Annotated in this window: 24 protein-coding genes and 1 tRNA gene; 6 read left to right on the top strand and 19 right to left on the bottom strand. The window is 64.2% G+C overall.

The features are described 5' to 3' along the window. The first annotated feature begins 9 nt into the window (after window positions 1-9). Window positions 10-86: transfer RNA gene (locus DES44_RS10540), tRNA-Arg, on the top strand. A gap of 69 nt (window positions 87-155) precedes the next feature. Here DES44_RS10540 and DES44_RS10545 read toward each other — a convergent pair. From DES44_RS10545 to DES44_RS26060, 18 genes are all read right to left on the bottom strand, one after another. Next, window positions 156-1,139 carry a tyrosine-type recombinase/integrase gene (locus DES44_RS10545; protein WP_058934899.1) on the bottom strand — a complete coding sequence of 328 codons (984 nt, stop codon included), beginning with the start codon at window positions 1,137-1,139 and terminating at the stop codon, window positions 156-158. After that, window positions 1,136-1,372, bottom strand: a complete 237-nt coding sequence (locus tag DES44_RS10550) for a DUF4224 domain-containing protein (protein WP_058934900.1) — start codon at window positions 1,370-1,372, stop codon at window positions 1,136-1,138. Before DES44_RS10550 ends, DES44_RS10545 begins: the two co-directional genes overlap by 4 nt. Next, complete coding sequence (locus DES44_RS10555; RefSeq protein WP_058934901.1) at window positions 1,365-1,883, bottom strand: hypothetical protein; 519 nt, start codon at window positions 1,881-1,883, stop codon at window positions 1,365-1,367. Before DES44_RS10555 ends, DES44_RS10550 begins: the two co-directional genes overlap by 8 nt. A gap of 154 nt (window positions 1,884-2,037) precedes the next feature. Next, window positions 2,038-2,469: a hypothetical protein gene (locus DES44_RS10560; protein ID WP_058934902.1), complete on the bottom strand. Its 432-nt coding sequence runs from the start codon at window positions 2,467-2,469 to the stop codon at window positions 2,038-2,040. Beyond that, entirely contained in the window at window positions 2,453-2,680 is a 228-nt protein-coding gene (locus tag DES44_RS10565; protein ID WP_058934903.1) for a hypothetical protein, read from the bottom strand. Before DES44_RS10565 ends, DES44_RS10560 begins: the two co-directional genes overlap by 17 nt. After that, a complete protein-coding gene (locus DES44_RS10570; RefSeq protein ID WP_058934904.1) occupies window positions 2,673-3,335 on the bottom strand; it encodes a hypothetical protein in 663 nt (220 codons plus the stop codon). The genes DES44_RS10565 and DES44_RS10570 overlap by 8 nt, the downstream gene beginning before the upstream one ends. After that, complete coding sequence (locus DES44_RS10575; RefSeq protein WP_058934905.1) at window positions 3,328-4,353, bottom strand: replication factor C small subunit; 1,026 nt, start codon at window positions 4,351-4,353, stop codon at window positions 3,328-3,330. Before DES44_RS10575 ends, DES44_RS10570 begins: the two co-directional genes overlap by 8 nt. A gap of 3 nt (window positions 4,354-4,356) precedes the next feature. After that, complete coding sequence (locus tag DES44_RS10580; protein WP_198164944.1) at window positions 4,357-4,725, bottom strand: ASCH domain-containing protein; 369 nt, start codon at window positions 4,723-4,725, stop codon at window positions 4,357-4,359. Next, window positions 4,722-5,078: a hypothetical protein gene (locus DES44_RS24635; protein ID WP_147307046.1), complete on the bottom strand. Its 357-nt coding sequence runs from the start codon at window positions 5,076-5,078 to the stop codon at window positions 4,722-4,724. The genes DES44_RS10580 and DES44_RS24635 overlap by 4 nt, the downstream gene beginning before the upstream one ends. A 55-nt stretch (window positions 5,079-5,133) precedes the next feature. After that, window positions 5,134-5,307: a hypothetical protein gene (locus DES44_RS25025; RefSeq protein ID WP_157592948.1), complete on the bottom strand. Its 174-nt coding sequence runs from the start codon at window positions 5,305-5,307 to the stop codon at window positions 5,134-5,136. Between the two features lie 114 nt (window positions 5,308-5,421). Further along, the gene (locus DES44_RS10585) at window positions 5,422-6,054 is read right to left on the bottom strand and encodes a 3'-5' exonuclease (protein WP_058934907.1); all 633 of its coding nucleotides are present in this window, start codon (window positions 6,052-6,054) and stop codon (window positions 5,422-5,424) included. A gap of 151 nt (window positions 6,055-6,205) precedes the next feature. Then, window positions 6,206-8,146, bottom strand: coding sequence for a YqaJ viral recombinase family protein (locus tag DES44_RS10590; RefSeq protein WP_058934908.1), 1,941 nt, complete (start codon window positions 8,144-8,146; stop codon window positions 6,206-6,208). Beyond that, window positions 8,143-9,000 (bottom strand): RecT family recombinase, encoded by an 858-nt coding sequence (locus DES44_RS10595; RefSeq protein WP_058934909.1) that lies wholly within the window; start codon window positions 8,998-9,000, stop codon window positions 8,143-8,145. Before DES44_RS10595 ends, DES44_RS10590 begins: the two co-directional genes overlap by 4 nt. A gap of 109 nt (window positions 9,001-9,109) precedes the next feature. Next, on the bottom strand, window positions 9,110-9,358 hold the full coding sequence (locus DES44_RS10600; RefSeq protein WP_058934910.1) for a hypothetical protein: 249 nt from the start codon (window positions 9,356-9,358) through the stop codon (window positions 9,110-9,112). Continuing rightward, complete coding sequence (locus DES44_RS10605; RefSeq protein WP_058934911.1) at window positions 9,355-9,579, bottom strand: hypothetical protein; 225 nt, start codon at window positions 9,577-9,579, stop codon at window positions 9,355-9,357. The genes DES44_RS10600 and DES44_RS10605 overlap by 4 nt, the downstream gene beginning before the upstream one ends. Continuing rightward, a complete protein-coding gene (locus tag DES44_RS25030; RefSeq protein WP_157592949.1) occupies window positions 9,576-9,749 on the bottom strand; it encodes a hypothetical protein in 174 nt (57 codons plus the stop codon). Before DES44_RS25030 ends, DES44_RS10605 begins: the two co-directional genes overlap by 4 nt. 136 nt (window positions 9,750-9,885) lie before the next feature. Next, window positions 9,886-10,434 (bottom strand): hypothetical protein, encoded by a 549-nt coding sequence (locus DES44_RS24640; RefSeq protein WP_147307047.1) that lies wholly within the window; start codon window positions 10,432-10,434, stop codon window positions 9,886-9,888. Beyond that, window positions 10,431-11,039 carry a LexA family transcriptional regulator gene (locus DES44_RS26060; RefSeq protein WP_058934912.1) on the bottom strand — a complete coding sequence of 203 codons (609 nt, stop codon included), beginning with the start codon at window positions 11,037-11,039 and terminating at the stop codon, window positions 10,431-10,433. The genes DES44_RS24640 and DES44_RS26060 overlap by 4 nt, the downstream gene beginning before the upstream one ends. A gap of 68 nt (window positions 11,040-11,107) precedes the next feature. Here DES44_RS26060 and DES44_RS10615 point away from each other — a divergent pair, with 68 nt between their 5' ends. Continuing rightward, entirely contained in the window at window positions 11,108-11,320 is a 213-nt protein-coding gene (locus DES44_RS10615) for a helix-turn-helix domain-containing protein (RefSeq protein ID WP_058934913.1), read from the top strand. A gap of 11 nt (window positions 11,321-11,331) precedes the next feature. On the opposite strand, the gene DES44_RS25830 is transcribed toward DES44_RS10615, so the two are convergent. Continuing rightward, on the bottom strand, window positions 11,332-11,466 hold the full coding sequence (locus DES44_RS25830; RefSeq protein WP_257720736.1) for a hypothetical protein: 135 nt from the start codon (window positions 11,464-11,466) through the stop codon (window positions 11,332-11,334). Window positions 11,467-11,614: 148 nt separating this feature from the next. On the opposite strand from DES44_RS25830, the gene DES44_RS10625 reads away from it, so the two are divergent. Genes DES44_RS10625 through DES44_RS10640 form a run of 4 tightly spaced genes read left to right on the top strand, consistent with a single transcriptional unit; the run spans window position 11,615 to window position 13,459 of the window. Beyond that, the gene (locus tag DES44_RS10625; RefSeq protein WP_058934915.1) at window positions 11,615-12,043 is read left to right on the top strand and encodes a hypothetical protein; all 429 of its coding nucleotides are present in this window, start codon (window positions 11,615-11,617) and stop codon (window positions 12,041-12,043) included. After that, window positions 12,040-12,348 (top strand): hypothetical protein, encoded by a 309-nt coding sequence (locus DES44_RS10630; protein WP_058934916.1) that lies wholly within the window; start codon window positions 12,040-12,042, stop codon window positions 12,346-12,348. Before DES44_RS10625 ends, DES44_RS10630 begins: the two co-directional genes overlap by 4 nt. After that, on the top strand, window positions 12,345-12,608 hold the full coding sequence (locus DES44_RS10635; protein ID WP_058934917.1) for a hypothetical protein: 264 nt from the start codon (window positions 12,345-12,347) through the stop codon (window positions 12,606-12,608). The genes DES44_RS10630 and DES44_RS10635 overlap by 4 nt, the downstream gene beginning before the upstream one ends. Beyond that, window positions 12,605-13,459 carry a DNA adenine methylase gene (locus DES44_RS10640; RefSeq protein ID WP_058934918.1) on the top strand — a complete coding sequence of 285 codons (855 nt, stop codon included), beginning with the start codon at window positions 12,605-12,607 and terminating at the stop codon, window positions 13,457-13,459. The genes DES44_RS10635 and DES44_RS10640 overlap by 4 nt, the downstream gene beginning before the upstream one ends. Window positions 13,460-13,461 lie beyond the last annotated feature (2 nt).

Genomic DNA, 13,461 nt, shown 5'->3' on the forward strand with positions numbered 1-13,461 from the left:
TGTGTCTGTCTGCCCGTAGCTCAACTGGATAGAGCAGCTGCCTTCTAAGCAGCAGGTCGGGGGTTCGAGTCCCTCCGGGCAGGCCAAGCAAATCAACAGCTTAGCTGCGCCACAACCCCCTGCGATTGCACCAGAAGTTAGACACTGTCTAACTTTCAGCGCGAAGGCTTCGCTTTGCGCGGCGCCTTGCCGTCCACGTAGGCCTCTGTCATGCGAATGGACTTGTGCCCCAGCAGCTCCTTCGCAGCCTCCAGGCTGCCAGCCTCTCGCGCATCCATCCCAGCCCGGCCACGCAAGTCGTGGATGTTGAGATCCTTGATGCCTGCTCGCTCGCATGCACGCACCCAGGCGCTGCGGATCCCGGCGTACTGGTAACCCCGGCCGCTCTGAGTCTTGAGCACGTGCCCGATCTTGTCGCCGCGGGCGCATGCCTCGATGGCGGCCCGCAGCGCTGGGCTCCACTGGATCAGCAGGCGCTGGCCGGTCTTTCCCTGCTCGACCAGCAGGCCATCGTCGGTCACGTCCTGCCACCGCATCTTGATCAGGTCGCCGATGCGCTGCCCGGTCAGCAGGGCCAGGTCGATCATTTGCACCAGCGCCTCTCCGTTGCGGGCCTGCTGCATGGCAGCCACCTTCAGAGCGGCGATCTCCGCGTCCGTCACCAGGCGCTTGCGGCCGGCCAGCGTCTTGGTCGGCACGTTGTCGATGGGGTTGAATCCCTCGCGCAGGCCCTCCAGCGCAGCGAAGGCCAGCACCTGCCGCAGCATGGTCCTGTGCAAGTTGTAGGTGCGCGGGGTCTCGGAAAAATTCTTCAGGTATTCGGCGCACACCGGCGTCGTCACCTGGGCCGGCGCCAAGTCGGCGAATGCCTCGGCCATCACCTTGGAGATCCGTTCCTGGTCCGTGGCAGTCTTGTCCGCCCACTCGCCGCGCTTGGAATCCACCCAGCGACCGATCACGGCGGGCATGCTGTCGTGGGTGTTGTCAGCCTTGAGCGTGGCGGCCAGGGCCTCATACATCGCGGCCATGCCGTCGGCGACGGAGCACAGCCGGATCCACTTGCGCTCGATGGTGACGAAATAGAAGGCCCCGTGCTTCTGGTAGACGCGGCGGGGCAGGGAGCCAAGCTTGCGGATCATGTGACGGTGCGAAGGCGCGGAGGCTTGACGGGGCGAAGGGCTGGAGGCGGCGCTGTCTGCTCGCGGCCAGTGCACACGGCATCGTAGTGGGCCCGCTCAAGCACCACCTGGCCGGCGGCATTGCGCCGGGCGCGGTGGAAGCCCTGGGCCTTCAGAGCGGTGAGCTGCATGGCCGGCTGCTTGTAGCCAGTCAGCGCCTCGATCTCCAGGCTGGACAGAATTAGGTCAGCCATCCCGTCCCCCTTCCTGTGAAGCGATGGCTGCGTCGATGATTCTTGATGCCGTGCCATCCCGTAAGTCGCTGGCGTCAAACCAGCTTGAGCTACTGAAACCGATGCTTCCACTGCTGGCGTTGTTGCAGAACCATTGCCAGCGCCTCGCATCCTTGTCCGCCTGTTCCATCTTTCCCCGCAGCTCACGCATCAATTCCACGCGCTGCGATGCAAGCCTTGCCTTCAGTTCTACGTTCTCTTCCTGAGCCTGGCGGCGCGCGGCGTTTTCCTGCTCCAGCTTCTCCAGCATGGATTGGCGCTCGGCAAGCAGCTCGCGGATCGAGTCAGGATTGGCGGCAGCCACATACGCGGCAACTTTGCGATTGATGAGCTTGTTGGCGCGGCACTGGATAGTGACCCGCGCCCACTCGTCCGACTCTTCAATCTCGACAGTGGCACCATGGCGCGACCATGACCCCGCTGGTGCCACGCCCTCCAGCGCCTCCTTCAGGCGTGTGATGTGGTCGGTCATCGGATTCCTTTCACGGCGTGGCCGTATCTCCAGGCTCGCAGCAGCTTTCGACGCTGACGTGCATTGCCACTCAGCGGTGGCGGATCTGTCACATCAGTTGCCATGTCGTTCATCCATTCCTCATAGGATTGGCTGATCCATCGGGGGCAGTAGCTCATGCTTGCTCGCCTCCCTCGAACAAATCCGCCAGCGCTTTACGGGCGCGGCGAGTGGCTTGGGCATTGGCCCGGTGGTGCTGGGCGTCGTGAGACAGGTGGCACTTCTGGCACCACGCCCGCAGGTTCGCGGGATCGCAGTTCTCCGGCACGTGGTCCATGTGAGCGATGGTCAGCACCACGTTCACCATCCGCGCCACGTCGTAGTCGCTCATGTGGATCTGGCCCAGGCGCTCGCCGGTCTGATCGCTGAAGACCTCGGCGGTGTCCAGCATGTAGGTACCCGCATCGTCCCCGCCGCCGCGTGCAATGCGCTGTCGGTTTGGCGCCTTGCAGCGCTCACAGCGATGGCCAGCACGCTCCAGGATTGATGCGCGGATCTGCTTCCAGTTCGCCGGGTAGCGGGCGCGGTTCTCAGGCTTGATTGGCATGCTCGCCTCCCTCAGACATGGCGGCGCGGCGGTCGTTGGCGTTCTTCCAGTCGATGTATTCATCCGGGAAGCTAGTCATGTAGGCCAGCTCGATCAGCATCGAGCACGCCACGACCATCACGACGGGATGAGTCTTCCCGGCTGCCTTCGCCATTTGCTGCGCCAACACTGCTGCATCGGCTCGCTGCTCGGTGGTGATCTGGTCACTCATGCTCGCCTCCAGTGGAGCGGATGCCGTGGGCAGCTTCGATGGCGCGGGCGAACCCAATGAAATCGTCATATCCGCGCTGGACTTCCTTGTAATAGCCCGGGCGGCTGTCGGTTTCCTCGACCCACTCTTGGGCTACGTAAGGTTTCCAGAGGTGTTTCGCTTTCAACTCCTGCAACTGCTCATCCGTCAGCGGCTTGCGCTGCTCGCTGGTGGCGGGCTGAGGGGCGGCGGCGAGCATGGCGGACCAAGCATCAATCAGCGGGCCAATAATGTCATGCGCCGAAGACGCCTCCAGTGCGATGCCACCCGCGATCCCCATCGCCTCCGTGGGCTCCACCGGTACCAGCTTCCACCCTTCCGGCACCGCCTGCGCCTTGGTTTCAGGTTTGGCGCAGATGACACCACGAGTGATGGCTCGACGTGTGGCGACACGGCGCACCCCCAGCTTCGCCTGCGCCTTACTCGCGGCGCCGAGCAGCACCTGCCACTCTGCCCACTCGTCTGGATCCCAATCGCTTTCGGTGAGTGGAAAGCGATCCACGTCAGCCGCCTTGAGCTTGCGCCTCAAGGCCGCCCGCGCCTCATTGCGTTCCACCCATGCAGCGTGCTCTTCGATTGCCAGTGCGGCCACCTTCAGCAGTTCCCGGTCACTCATGCTCGCCTCCAGTGGAGCGGATGCCGTGTTCGGCTTCAATGGCGCGTGCGAAATTGACCCAATCACTAGTCGTCAGCGGATACGAGGCTGAAGGGAGACCGACATACTTATCTTGCAGATCGACGATCTGCTCATCCGTCAGCGGCTTGCGCTCTTCTTGCTTGGGAGGCCGAGGGGCGGCGGCAAGCAGTCGATGCAACGCATCACGGTCCTTCCAACCCTTAGCGCCAATAGGGCTGTCCATGGGCACCGGGTCAAACTCGACTACAAGTTGCGGCACGTGGTGAAGCGCGTCGCCGTCCCAACGAAAGCCAACTTCCACCACTTTACATTTCGGAACCGCCTGCGCCTTGGCTTCCTCGATCACCTGCTCCAGGCGGTACAGGAACCATCCAGACCTATTCGGGTCAGCGTCGTCGTGGTCGTAGATGAACTGATGCAGGTGCGTGGCCGTGCCGGAATCGACGCGCGCTTTGCATTCGTCCCAATCGGGCAGACTATGAGCGGGCGGGGGTTCCGTTGATACCTGCGCCTTGGCTTCTGGCGAGGTGGCAGAGTATTCGGTGGTGCGGACAAGATCATGCATGAGCACGCTGAGGATTTGACGCGCGCCCCGGTGGTCATCATCCAGGCTCGCGTCATGTGCTTCGCCGATGCGTTCCACCAGTTCTTCAGTCGAGATTGACGTGTGGCCCGGCACCTTCGGCGCTGCCTGGGCGGCGAGGGCGCGGACCTCGGCAAAGGCAGTCGCGAGCTTAAACACGGCGCGACGAACTTCACCCTCGGCCATGCCGTGAATGGCGGTCAACTGGCTCTGGAAGTCGGCCCACTGCTCATCCATCGCTGCCACCGGCTGTGCAGGGGCAGAGGCGAGGGCGGCGTATGCGGCAAGGGCAGAACGGGACCTTTTGACGGCCTCGTTCCATTGGTCCGCAAAGACCTCAAGCGGAGGCCCGTTTTGCTCATCCAGAAGCGCCTGAAGTGCCTCCGCAAGTTCCATAGTGATGTTGGTGGTCATGGTTCAATCCTCGGTGTAGGCGAACTCGATTCGGGTGATGATGGTGGACGGCTCGCAGCCCTTGTGGGTCTTGCAGAACATGGCGATCCACTCGGTGGGCCAGCAGTAGGTAGGGTGGAGAGCGAAGCCCTCGCGCCGCACTTCCTCGAAGCCGTAATCCATGTCGTCGGTCATCATCCGCAAGGGCTCGCGGCGCACATCCACCACCCGCAGAGGTGCGCGCAACGGCTCGATGGTCTCGCCGGGCCGTAGGCCCATGCACTTGCGCACCGGGCGGATGAGCTCGCCGGGCTTGAGTTGCAGCCAGCCCAGGCGTCGCGTCACATCCTTCGTTCCGGCCTGGATTTGGGGCACGGTGAGGGCAAAGCTCATGTTCCGCATGCTTGGCTGTCCTCTTGTTGGGTGGTGGAGAGGGTGCACGAGCATGGGCCGACGCCATGCCCATATCCGCCCAACGCATCGCACCCTGGTTGGTGTTCCCGGGCTTGGGTGGTTGAGAGGAGGGCGTGGGCGACCTCTAAGGCCACTCCGTCATAATCTTCATGCCATTCGATGCCAGCTCGGTAGTCATTGAGCGAGCAGACGGCTTCTAACAGCGCCTTCTCCAGCTCCTCAATCCGCTGGTGCTGGCGGCGGAGAATTTGAGGCGCACGAGAGTGCCAACGGCCTTGGCCTTGCTCTAGCCAAGCTGCAATCTCCAGCGCTTCCGGTGTCTTGTCGGTCATGTGGTCCTCCATTGAATCCACTCGCCAGGGCCCAGCAGGCCCTGAGCGGCTGGGCTCAGCTCGCAATGGCGTGGCAGTGCACCGCCGGGTCAAACACCGAGAACGAGTTGTCGGGATGCCGCACGTAGAAGGTCGGCTCCATCCGATCCGGGTTGCGGCTTGGCACCTGGTCGCTCACCGTGAAACTGCCGTCGATGTGCTGCTCAAACAGCGTGGGGAGGGTGCTCATGTGATCTCCTGCTGGAGTGGTTGGAAGAAAAACGGGCTCAGGCGGGGAATGGAGGAGGTCGGCCCAGGGAGGAAAGGCCCGCTGTCCCGCCGTCAAAGCCCGGGGAAACTGTTGTCAGGCGGCGGCCTGGTCGAGCACAACGCGCTCGCGGATGCCGTCCTGGATGGCCCACCAGACCGCCATCAGGGCGCGTACGTCCACGATTGCGCTGTGTGCGCCTTCGAGCTTGCGGCCGGTGAAGAACTCGTAGGCCTCGGACAGCTTGGGGGTTTTCGGATGATTGCGGCGCGCGGCGATCATCTTGGCCGTGGGCGGCAGCTTGCAGATCGGCGTGGCAGCGGTTGCGGCGCACAGCGCGGGTGCGGCCTTCCATGCGTCGGCAGCTTCCTGATCGCGGTACCGCATCAGGGCGATGCGGAGGATGCGCATGTCGAAGGCCTCGTTGAATGCGATCCGGCCGCCAGCACGGGCATGCATGGCCATGAACTTCTCCACGGCCTCCGCTTCCGGGATGCCTTCTGCTAGCGCTCGCTCGGTGGTGATTCCGGTGAGCGTTGCCGCCTCCTCCGGAATGACCCAGCCGTCCGGCTTGACCAGCACGTCCATCATGTCCACCTCTTCGCGGGTGGACTCGTTCACGAGGATCGCGCCAACCTGCGTGAGGTGGGGCTGGTGCTTGGCCTCGCTGGGTGCTTTGAAGTCCGGAAAGCCGGTGGTTTCCGTGTCGAAAAAGAGGATCAGGCTCATGGTGTGTGGTCTCGGTAGGTGGGTAAAGGGTGGGGCGGGCCGGAGCTGATCCCGGCATGACTCTTTCGCTCTGTTTCAGCGGGTCCGGTGGTGTTCCAGTTGGCCGCGGCGCCGCGCCGCTCGCATCAGCCTGCGCATTCCGCCCCGTTGATCAGACGGCCTGTTCGATCTCGGCGGCCACTGCCAGGACGTGCGCCGAGATCGCGGCGCAGATCGCTGAGAAGTCGCCTTCGCGATACAGCCGGGCCGAGCGGTCCGTGTGAGCGGTAAAGCCCAGGCTGGCCAGGAAATCCGACGTCATGACGAAGCCCAGGCGCTCGTTGATGACGCCCAGTTTCAGCGTTGGAACCTCAGCGACCGGAGCGCGGTGCACGGGCGCTGCCGCCGGTGGCATCGGCGTAGCCACAGGCACCACCTCGGCGGCGACCTGGGCTGCGGCCTTGGCTGCCAGCTCATCGCGGGCTGCCTGCGCTGCAGCTTCCTCACGGACCAGGGCGGCCTGGTGCTGCTCACCCAGCGCGATCAGCACCTGGGAGCGCAGCTTCACGGCCTCGGCCAAGCGGTCGCCATAAAGGTCTTCGCTGGGCTCGTTGGCCATGATGGCCATACGCTTGGCGTCGATGGCGCCGGAGGGGAGCGGGCCGTACTCCACCAGCGCTGTTTCCAACTGAGCGATGCGCGCATCGATCCGGGCCTTGCGGTCGGCATCCAGTCGCGCCTGGCGCTGCTCTTCCGCCGCCTTCGCGGCTGCGACCTTGTCTGCCTCGGCCTGCTTGTGCTCGGCGATGCGAGCGCGGATCACCATGGCGAAGTCTTCCGGCGCCTTGGTGACGATCTGATGCAGGTCCGGGAACAGGAAGCCGAAGCCGTCAGCCTGCTCACGCAGTGCCGCCATGTTGGAGCGTACAGCGCGGGCGGCCATGTCTGCGGAAATCTTGGACTTGGCCAGCAGGGTGTCCAGCGCCTCCTGCATGCTGTCGAAAGAGCGCAGTCCCTTGATGGCGCCAGCGAAGTCCACCAGGGGCGTCGGCAGGATGGGCGAGGCACCGGGTGCCAGCTCTGCATTCAGTACCGCGTAGTGGTCGTGCAGCGCCGCCCGGGCGCGGACAACCGCCTCTTCCTTGACCTCCGTCTTGCGGCGGGTGACCAGCTTGTCCAGGTCCAGCCGCACGCGGCGTGCCTCGCCGCTGATCTCGTCGATGGTGCGGAACAGCTCGTCGATGCTGCTGGTCTGGCTCAGCGCGTGCTGCTTGGCGGCGGCCAGGCGCTCCTCCACTTCGGAGCACCACTTCACCGCCTTGGCGGCGTCGGCGAAGTCCTTGTCGGTCTTCAGGTCACGGTTCACCGAGCCGATGGCGGCCAGGGCTGTGCGCTTGAAGTCGGCCAAGTTGCTGGAGGTGACCTTGCCGGTGACCTCGATCAGCAGCGCCGGCAGCGCTTCAGGTGCCTTTCCGACCGGTGCAGGCTCTGCGGCTTCGGGCAGCTTGTAGGCTGCCAGATCCTTGGCGAACTGGTCCCAGCCGGCGACGATCTCGGCGCGCAGTGCTGCGTCCGGGAAATACCAGCAGTGCTGCTCCTCCACCAGCTCCTCACCGTTCCACTGGCTGGCCATGAACAGCACCTTCTCGGCGCCGCTGATCATGAGCTGCTGCTCCATCTGCACGCGGTGATAGATGGGCAGCTCGCGGCCGGGATCGCATTCGCGGTACTCCGGAGTCGCAACGCGGCGGAAGCATTCGCGGAGCTCGTTGTTCAGCGCCTTGTGCTCGAAGCCGATGGAATAGTCCAGCGTCAGTCCGTCGAAGCTGGCGGACAAGCGGCCATTCGAGCCGGTGACCGGGTACAGCTCCTGGCCAATGAACTCCTCGGCCAGCGGCCGGGCCAGCGCCTCGGCGCGGTGCCCGTTGTCGTAGCGGCGCTGTGTGCCCTCGTCGATCTCGGCGGCCACGCCCGTGTGCAGCTCGCGCAGCAGCTCGGCGCGCGTCTTGTAGGGAGACACGCCCATCATTGCCGGCGCATCGCTGGCGTTGAAGTGCTGGGCGCGATAGGCCAGCCACTCGGGGCTGCCTTGGCGAAGGTTGTGGATCTTCATTGCTGTTCTCCCTCGGCAGCTTCCATGTCGCGGACGAACGGGTCGTCCACCTCGGCGGCATCCTGCTCAATCACGCCCAGCGCCAGGATGGCTTCCTGCTGCTCAGCGGAGAAAGTGGCCTTGGTCTGCAGCATGGCCAGCAGGTCCGGGGCGCTCTTACGGCCGGACTCGACCACGTTGCGCCAGCCAGGCAAGTTCTTGTCGAAGTCGGCCTGCGGATAGGCGGGCAGGGCGGGGCGGGCGACTTCCTCGGCTTGGCCCATATCGCGCACCGACGGCTGCGACGGCATCACCTGCAGCTCGTCTTCGGTGTAGACACCCAGCAGCGCGTCGGGCGCATACAGACGAGCCCAGTTGCGGGCCTGCAGGTAGCCGAACTGCTGCTTGGGGTTCGTCTGCCACAGTGGCGAGTTCTTCACCTTGATGCCGCTGATGGACAGCCACTCGGTCCACAGCACAGCATCTTCACCGGCGGGGATGAATCCGGCGCGGCACTCCAGATTGTTGCCTTCGCCGCGGAACTCGTAGTGCGGCCGGCCTTTGACCGCGCCGGAGTTCTTCAGCACGGCCACGACGAGCTGTGCCTCATACCCCAGGTTCCCGTTCACAAGGTGCGTTTTGCTGCCCACGATGTACGGGTCCATGCGCCAGCGCATCGCCTGCAGCGTGATGGCCATGCAATCGGCCGGCTTGCCTTGCAGGTGCTTGGGCACCGTGACGCTGCCGCGAGACATGAGGTTGGAGAACTCCATCAGCGCCGTCATGCGCTCGGAGTCGAACAGGAACGCCGACGGATTGCCGAGGTCGGTGTTTGCTGCGATGGCCGTCTGGTTGACGGGGGCGATTTCGGACATCAGAGGCTCCGGTTGAAGAGTCGTTGAAAGAGGTCGCGCAGCAGCTCCAGCGGGCCGCGGCGGCGGAAGCAGGTGATGACCTGCGGTGCGAAGGGGTAGGCGCGGCGCTTCATGCGGGCCTCACGGAGACAAAGCTGTCGGCGCCGAAGAACTCCAGCGCCCATTCCGCGATGTCGCCGCTGCGCTGGCCGATGACCGGCATCTCAATGCGCTGGCCACCGCGCGGACGAACCGCCAGGTGGAAAACGCGGGCATCGCGGTTGTGGATGAACTCGTCGAGCTCAGCCTCAGACAACTTGCAGGCGAAGCGGGCCGTGTCGTCCATGTCGGCCATCTGGTCCAGAGTGACGGCGTTCATGCCGGCACCCGATCGGTCAGTTGGCGGCGGGCAGCATTGGCCAGCTTGCGGGCTGCCGCGGACTGGTCGAGGAACTGCAGCTCACGCGTGGCGTGGTACTCGCGCTGCATCAGCGTCTTTTCCGGCTCCGCTGCCAGAGCGCGGTGCTCCATGGCAGCAGCCAGGTAGTCGTTCGCCTCTCGCAGGCGCTTGGCCAGTTCGGCCTTCAGCGCGGCGCTCACTTGCACTGCTCCGGATGAGCCTTGCAGTCCACGGGCAGGTTGCTCTGCCGCTGGTCCTCGTCGTCGTCACCACCGCCGCCGCAGCCGGTGAGCAGATTGCACAGCATCAGCGCGCACACCAGGGCCATCCACAGCGATGGCGACGATGCGATTTCGCGAAGTCGGTTCATGTTTTGCTCCCAAGTGCGCCGGGGTGGCGCGTTGGGATCAACTATGCGCGCAGGAATATTCCTTGTCAAGCTTGTAGGAATATTTGCACGCAAAAAAATGCCCGCTAGGGCGCGGGCTTGTGGTTCGTGCTTGTACTCAGTCTTGCCAGCTAGCGCATTGCCCATCCGGGCGTCTGTAGCCTGGCCCGCCTCTTGAGCCGCACCCACCAATGAGGAAGAACCGTGCCGGCGCGGCGGGCTTCGCGGAGGCATGGTTGATGATCACGCGGCTGAACTCCACGGTATTCAGTCGGCGGCCATCCCACTCCCAGAACGCTTGCCCTTGAAATCCAAGCCTTGCCAAGCACTGCGGGAACTGTTGATCAAAGATGTCCGAAAACCTGCCGAACTCCGCGGCTTGGGAAGCTCTGGCGATGTCCGGAGCAAGAAGGAAACTGCGTCTGAAGACATCAAACGACTCTTTTGGGCCTTCCAGACAACTGCGTTCGATCTTTGCGTCCGTGGCGGCTCTAACGTCGGCGGGCGCGGTATTTGGCGCAGACCTTCCATCCGCGTAAGCGTAGTCATAGCGCAGCGGAGTGCGCGCCAATTCTGCTGAGACAGCCTGCCAGCGCTCAAGCTCAGAAGGAGCGTGTGAGCATCCCGCAAGCACCGACATCAAGGCCGCGAGCGCCGCTTTCCTCATGACCACCTCCCTTCGACTGCAGTCAGCACTGCCAGGATTTCAAGGCCGTCGCGCTGACTGTCAAGCGGCGCATAGGCCGCGTTCTCGGCGTGTGCTTCCCAACATCCAGGCCTCCCCGCCCGGTAGTACCTGAAACACACTCCACCTGTGCTGTCCCTCAACAGCACTCCGTCGCCAGGTCGCGGAGTCACGCGGCGGTCGAACTGCACCCACGCACCAGACGGCACGCGCGGCGCCATGGCCGCGTCATCAATCTGGACCCGAAACACCGGCGGCAGCTTGTCCCGATCTGTCATCTGGATCTGCTCCCACGTCATTGTTGGGACAGTCTCGACGACCAACTGGCTCACTGAATGAGCCACCCCCACTGCGGGGGATGACCAATTTGGTTCGGGCCCAAGGCCACGTTCGAGCCACGCGGTTGGCACCTGCACGGCTGCAGCGAGCCGCGCGATTGCTGGGGTCTCCTGGGTATCACCCTTCTCAATCTTGGACACGGCCGGCTGTCCAAGCTCGGCAGCCTCGGCTAGCTGCGCCTGTGTCATGTGCCGCATCTTTCGCGCGTGCTGGAGTCTTTGGCCCAGCGTCATGAGTTCTCTTGCCATGAGGGGGATTTAATCCCACTTGAATATTCCCGCAGGACTGGCACAATAGTCCCAAAGGAATGCAAGCCATGGAAGCACGCGACTACGTCATCGCCCTGCTGGGTGCCGGTATGACCCAGGCTCAGATCGCCGAAAAAACCGGCATGGGCCAGCCAACCGTCAGCAAGGTCTATCGGGGAGAAGTGGCCGATGTTCTCTCCCGCAATTACCGCCGCCTTCAGGAATTGCACGCTGAAGTGGTTGGCGACCAAAAGGCGCCCAGCGAAGCCGCCCAGGCCTGAGCCATGCGCGCTCACCTCCACGCCCTCAGCTTGGCCGCCAGCTCCGGCTGGCCGTCCGCTGCCAGGCGCCTGGCCACCAGCTCCCACAGCAGCAAGAGCTTGTCGGCGGCCCAGTCGTGTTCGGCCCGGTTTGGTTCTCGCTTCATCTCTTCCTTCCTGGCTCCCTTCGGGGAGCGCATGTCCTGTGATGCCTTGCAGAGGCGGTTCCCCATTGCGGATGCAACGGTGGATCGGGTCGTGCGCTCCCCGAAGGCCGTCCGGCCTTCAGCCTTCAACAACCGCAATGGGGATTGCATGAACCAAAGTTTTTCCGCAGCCCAATGGAAAGATCGAGACAGCACTGAAAAGGCTTCGACGCTTCCGGGCGCTTTCTTCTCCGACGTGATCGAGCTGCCCCCTCTGCAGCTGGCCAACGTCGCCTTCATCCGCCGCTGCAGCTGGGACTCCAGCCTGCGCTACGCCGTGCAGAACTCCGGCGCCGACGACTACGAGGTCGCCGACGACATTCCGGTCTCGCACAGCTACATGAGCAAGATCCTCAAGGGCACCGCCGGCCTCCACGGACAAAAGCTGGTGACCTTCATGCGCCGCACGCGCTCGCTTGCCCCGCTGCAGTGGCTTGCCGAGCAGATGGGCGCTGAGATCGTTCTCAAGGACAGCCAGGCCCAGCGCATCGCCGCGCTGCAGGCCGAGCTGCGGGAACTGCAAGGAGTGCGGGCATGAGCCAACACGACTACGAAGCGCCGTACTACCAGTTGGCCGAACTGCTCTTCAGCCTGGGCTGGCGCCCCGACTTTGATGCGCAGTACACGAACCTGCGCGACAACCTGCACAAGGTGACTGCCATCACACACCCCGCGACGACGCGCAAGCTGCGCGACGAATTTGCGGCGAAGGCCATGGCGGCACTGATTGGAATGGTTCCCGGCGGCACAGCCTTCGGCCCGAGCCATCCCGAGCAGAACGCCGGCCTTGCGAGGTGCGCTTACACGCTGGCCGACGCCATGCTGAAGGCGAGGTCGGCATGACCAGCACATCCACCGAAGCGGTCATCCGCCACCGCGGCGACAACTGCCGCTGCGCCACCGAGCTGGGCACCGAGCAGCAGTGCAAGGCCTGCGGCGACTGGTGGCCCCTGGACTCCACCTTCTGGCATGTCGCTTCCCGCGGTAGCTGGAAGTGCGTCTGCAAGTACTGCTCCAAGGTCATCCGCCGCGGCAAGGAAGCGCAGCCCGTCGCCCGGCCGGTGCCGGAGGTGTTCCGGGCGGTGCAGTGGGGGGCGCAATGACCGCCATCACCCGCCCCGCGCTGCGCTACCACGGCGGCAAGTTCCGCCTGGCGCCGTGGATCCTGCAGTTCTTTCCGCCGCACCACATCTACGTCGAACCGTTCGGTGGCGGCGCGTCGGTGCTGCTATTGAAAGACCGAAGCTACGCGGAGATATACAACGACCTTGACCTCGAGGTCGTGAATTTCTTTCGCGTGCTGCGGGAGGCCAATCTGGCGGAGCAGCTGCAAAAGGCCCTCTATTTGACGCCGTTCTCGCGGGATGAGTTCCGAGACGCATACGCAGAGACCACAGACCCAGTGGAAGGCGCTCGGCGCACGCTAGTCCGCAGCTTCATGGGCTTCGGCACGACCACGCTGCGGCACAACCGAACCGGCTTCAGGGCGAAGGCGAATCGCCAGACCCAGCCCGCCCAGATCGACTGGACGAACTACCCGGCGCATGTGGCCACATTCACCGAGCGCCTCCGCGGTGTGGTGATCGAGAACAGGGACGCTCTGGAGGTGATGGCCCAACAGGACACCGAGCGCACGCTGTTCTACGTGGACCCACCGTATCCGCACGAAACGCGCTCGGCGATCAAGAGCCACAACGACCAGGCCTACCGCCACGAAATGACCACCGAAGACCATCAGGCGCTCGCAGCGACGCTGCATAGCCTGAAGGGAATGGTGGTCCTGAGCGGATACGCGTGCGAACTCTACGACCGTCAGCTATTCGCCAACTGGGAACGTCACGAGCGCGTCGCCATGGCCGATGGCGCACGCGAGCGCACCGAGGTGGTCTGGCTCAACCCCGCCTGCAGCGCGGCGCTCGAGCGAAGCCGCGGTGGACTGTTTGCCGCCGCCTGAAT

Origin of the sequence: Roseateles depolymerans (assembly GCF_003387155.1) — a bacterium.
Taxonomy (GTDB): domain Bacteria; phylum Pseudomonadota; class Gammaproteobacteria; order Burkholderiales; family Burkholderiaceae_C; genus Roseateles; species Roseateles depolymerans.

Excerpts from the sequence above, each read along its gene's own strand:
- DES44_RS10545 (WP_058934899.1), bottom strand. The coding sequence starts at position 1,139 with ATGATCCGCAAGCTTGGCTCCCTGCCCCGCCGCGTCTACCAGAAGCAC.
- DES44_RS10550 (WP_058934900.1), bottom strand. The coding sequence starts at position 1,372 with ATGGCTGACCTAATTCTGTCCAGCCTGGAGATCGAGGCGCTGACTGGC.
- DES44_RS10555 (WP_058934901.1), bottom strand. The coding sequence starts at position 1,883 with ATGACCGACCACATCACACGCCTGAAGGAGGCGCTGGAGGGCGTGGCA.
- DES44_RS10560 (WP_058934902.1), bottom strand. The coding sequence starts at position 2,469 with ATGCCAATCAAGCCTGAGAACCGCGCCCGCTACCCGGCGAACTGGAAG.
- DES44_RS10565 (WP_058934903.1), bottom strand. The coding sequence starts at position 2,680 with ATGAGTGACCAGATCACCACCGAGCAGCGAGCCGATGCAGCAGTGTTG.
- DES44_RS10570 (WP_058934904.1), bottom strand. The coding sequence starts at position 3,335 with ATGAGTGACCGGGAACTGCTGAAGGTGGCCGCACTGGCAATCGAAGAG.
- DES44_RS10575 (WP_058934905.1), bottom strand. The coding sequence starts at position 4,353 with ATGACCACCAACATCACTATGGAACTTGCGGAGGCACTTCAGGCGCTT.
- DES44_RS10580 (WP_198164944.1), bottom strand. The coding sequence starts at position 4,725 with ATGAGCTTTGCCCTCACCGTGCCCCAAATCCAGGCCGGAACGAAGGAT.
- DES44_RS24635 (WP_147307046.1), bottom strand. The coding sequence starts at position 5,078 with ATGACCGACAAGACACCGGAAGCGCTGGAGATTGCAGCTTGGCTAGAG.
- DES44_RS25025 (WP_157592948.1), bottom strand. The coding sequence starts at position 5,307 with ATGAGCACCCTCCCCACGCTGTTTGAGCAGCACATCGACGGCAGTTTC.
- DES44_RS10585 (WP_058934907.1), bottom strand. The coding sequence starts at position 6,054 with ATGAGCCTGATCCTCTTTTTCGACACGGAAACCACCGGCTTTCCGGAC.
- DES44_RS10590 (WP_058934908.1), bottom strand. The coding sequence starts at position 8,146 with ATGAAGATCCACAACCTTCGCCAAGGCAGCCCCGAGTGGCTGGCCTAT.
- DES44_RS10595 (WP_058934909.1), bottom strand. The coding sequence starts at position 9,000 with ATGTCCGAAATCGCCCCCGTCAACCAGACGGCCATCGCAGCAAACACC.
- DES44_RS10600 (WP_058934910.1), bottom strand. The coding sequence starts at position 9,358 with ATGAACGCCGTCACTCTGGACCAGATGGCCGACATGGACGACACGGCC.
- DES44_RS25030 (WP_157592949.1), bottom strand. The coding sequence starts at position 9,749 with ATGAACCGACTTCGCGAAATCGCATCGTCGCCATCGCTGTGGATGGCC.
- DES44_RS24640 (WP_147307047.1), bottom strand. The coding sequence starts at position 10,434 with ATGAGGAAAGCGGCGCTCGCGGCCTTGATGTCGGTGCTTGCGGGATGC.
- DES44_RS26060 (WP_058934912.1), bottom strand. The coding sequence starts at position 11,039 with ATGGCAAGAGAACTCATGACGCTGGGCCAAAGACTCCAGCACGCGCGA.
- DES44_RS10615 (WP_058934913.1), top strand. The coding sequence starts at position 11,108 with ATGGAAGCACGCGACTACGTCATCGCCCTGCTGGGTGCCGGTATGACC.
- DES44_RS25830 (WP_257720736.1), bottom strand. The coding sequence starts at position 11,466 with ATGAAGCGAGAACCAAACCGGGCCGAACACGACTGGGCCGCCGACAAG.
- DES44_RS10625 (WP_058934915.1), top strand. The coding sequence starts at position 11,615 with ATGAACCAAAGTTTTTCCGCAGCCCAATGGAAAGATCGAGACAGCACT.
- DES44_RS10630 (WP_058934916.1), top strand. The coding sequence starts at position 12,040 with ATGAGCCAACACGACTACGAAGCGCCGTACTACCAGTTGGCCGAACTG.
- DES44_RS10635 (WP_058934917.1), top strand. The coding sequence starts at position 12,345 with ATGACCAGCACATCCACCGAAGCGGTCATCCGCCACCGCGGCGACAAC.
- DES44_RS10640 (WP_058934918.1), top strand. The coding sequence starts at position 12,605 with ATGACCGCCATCACCCGCCCCGCGCTGCGCTACCACGGCGGCAAGTTC.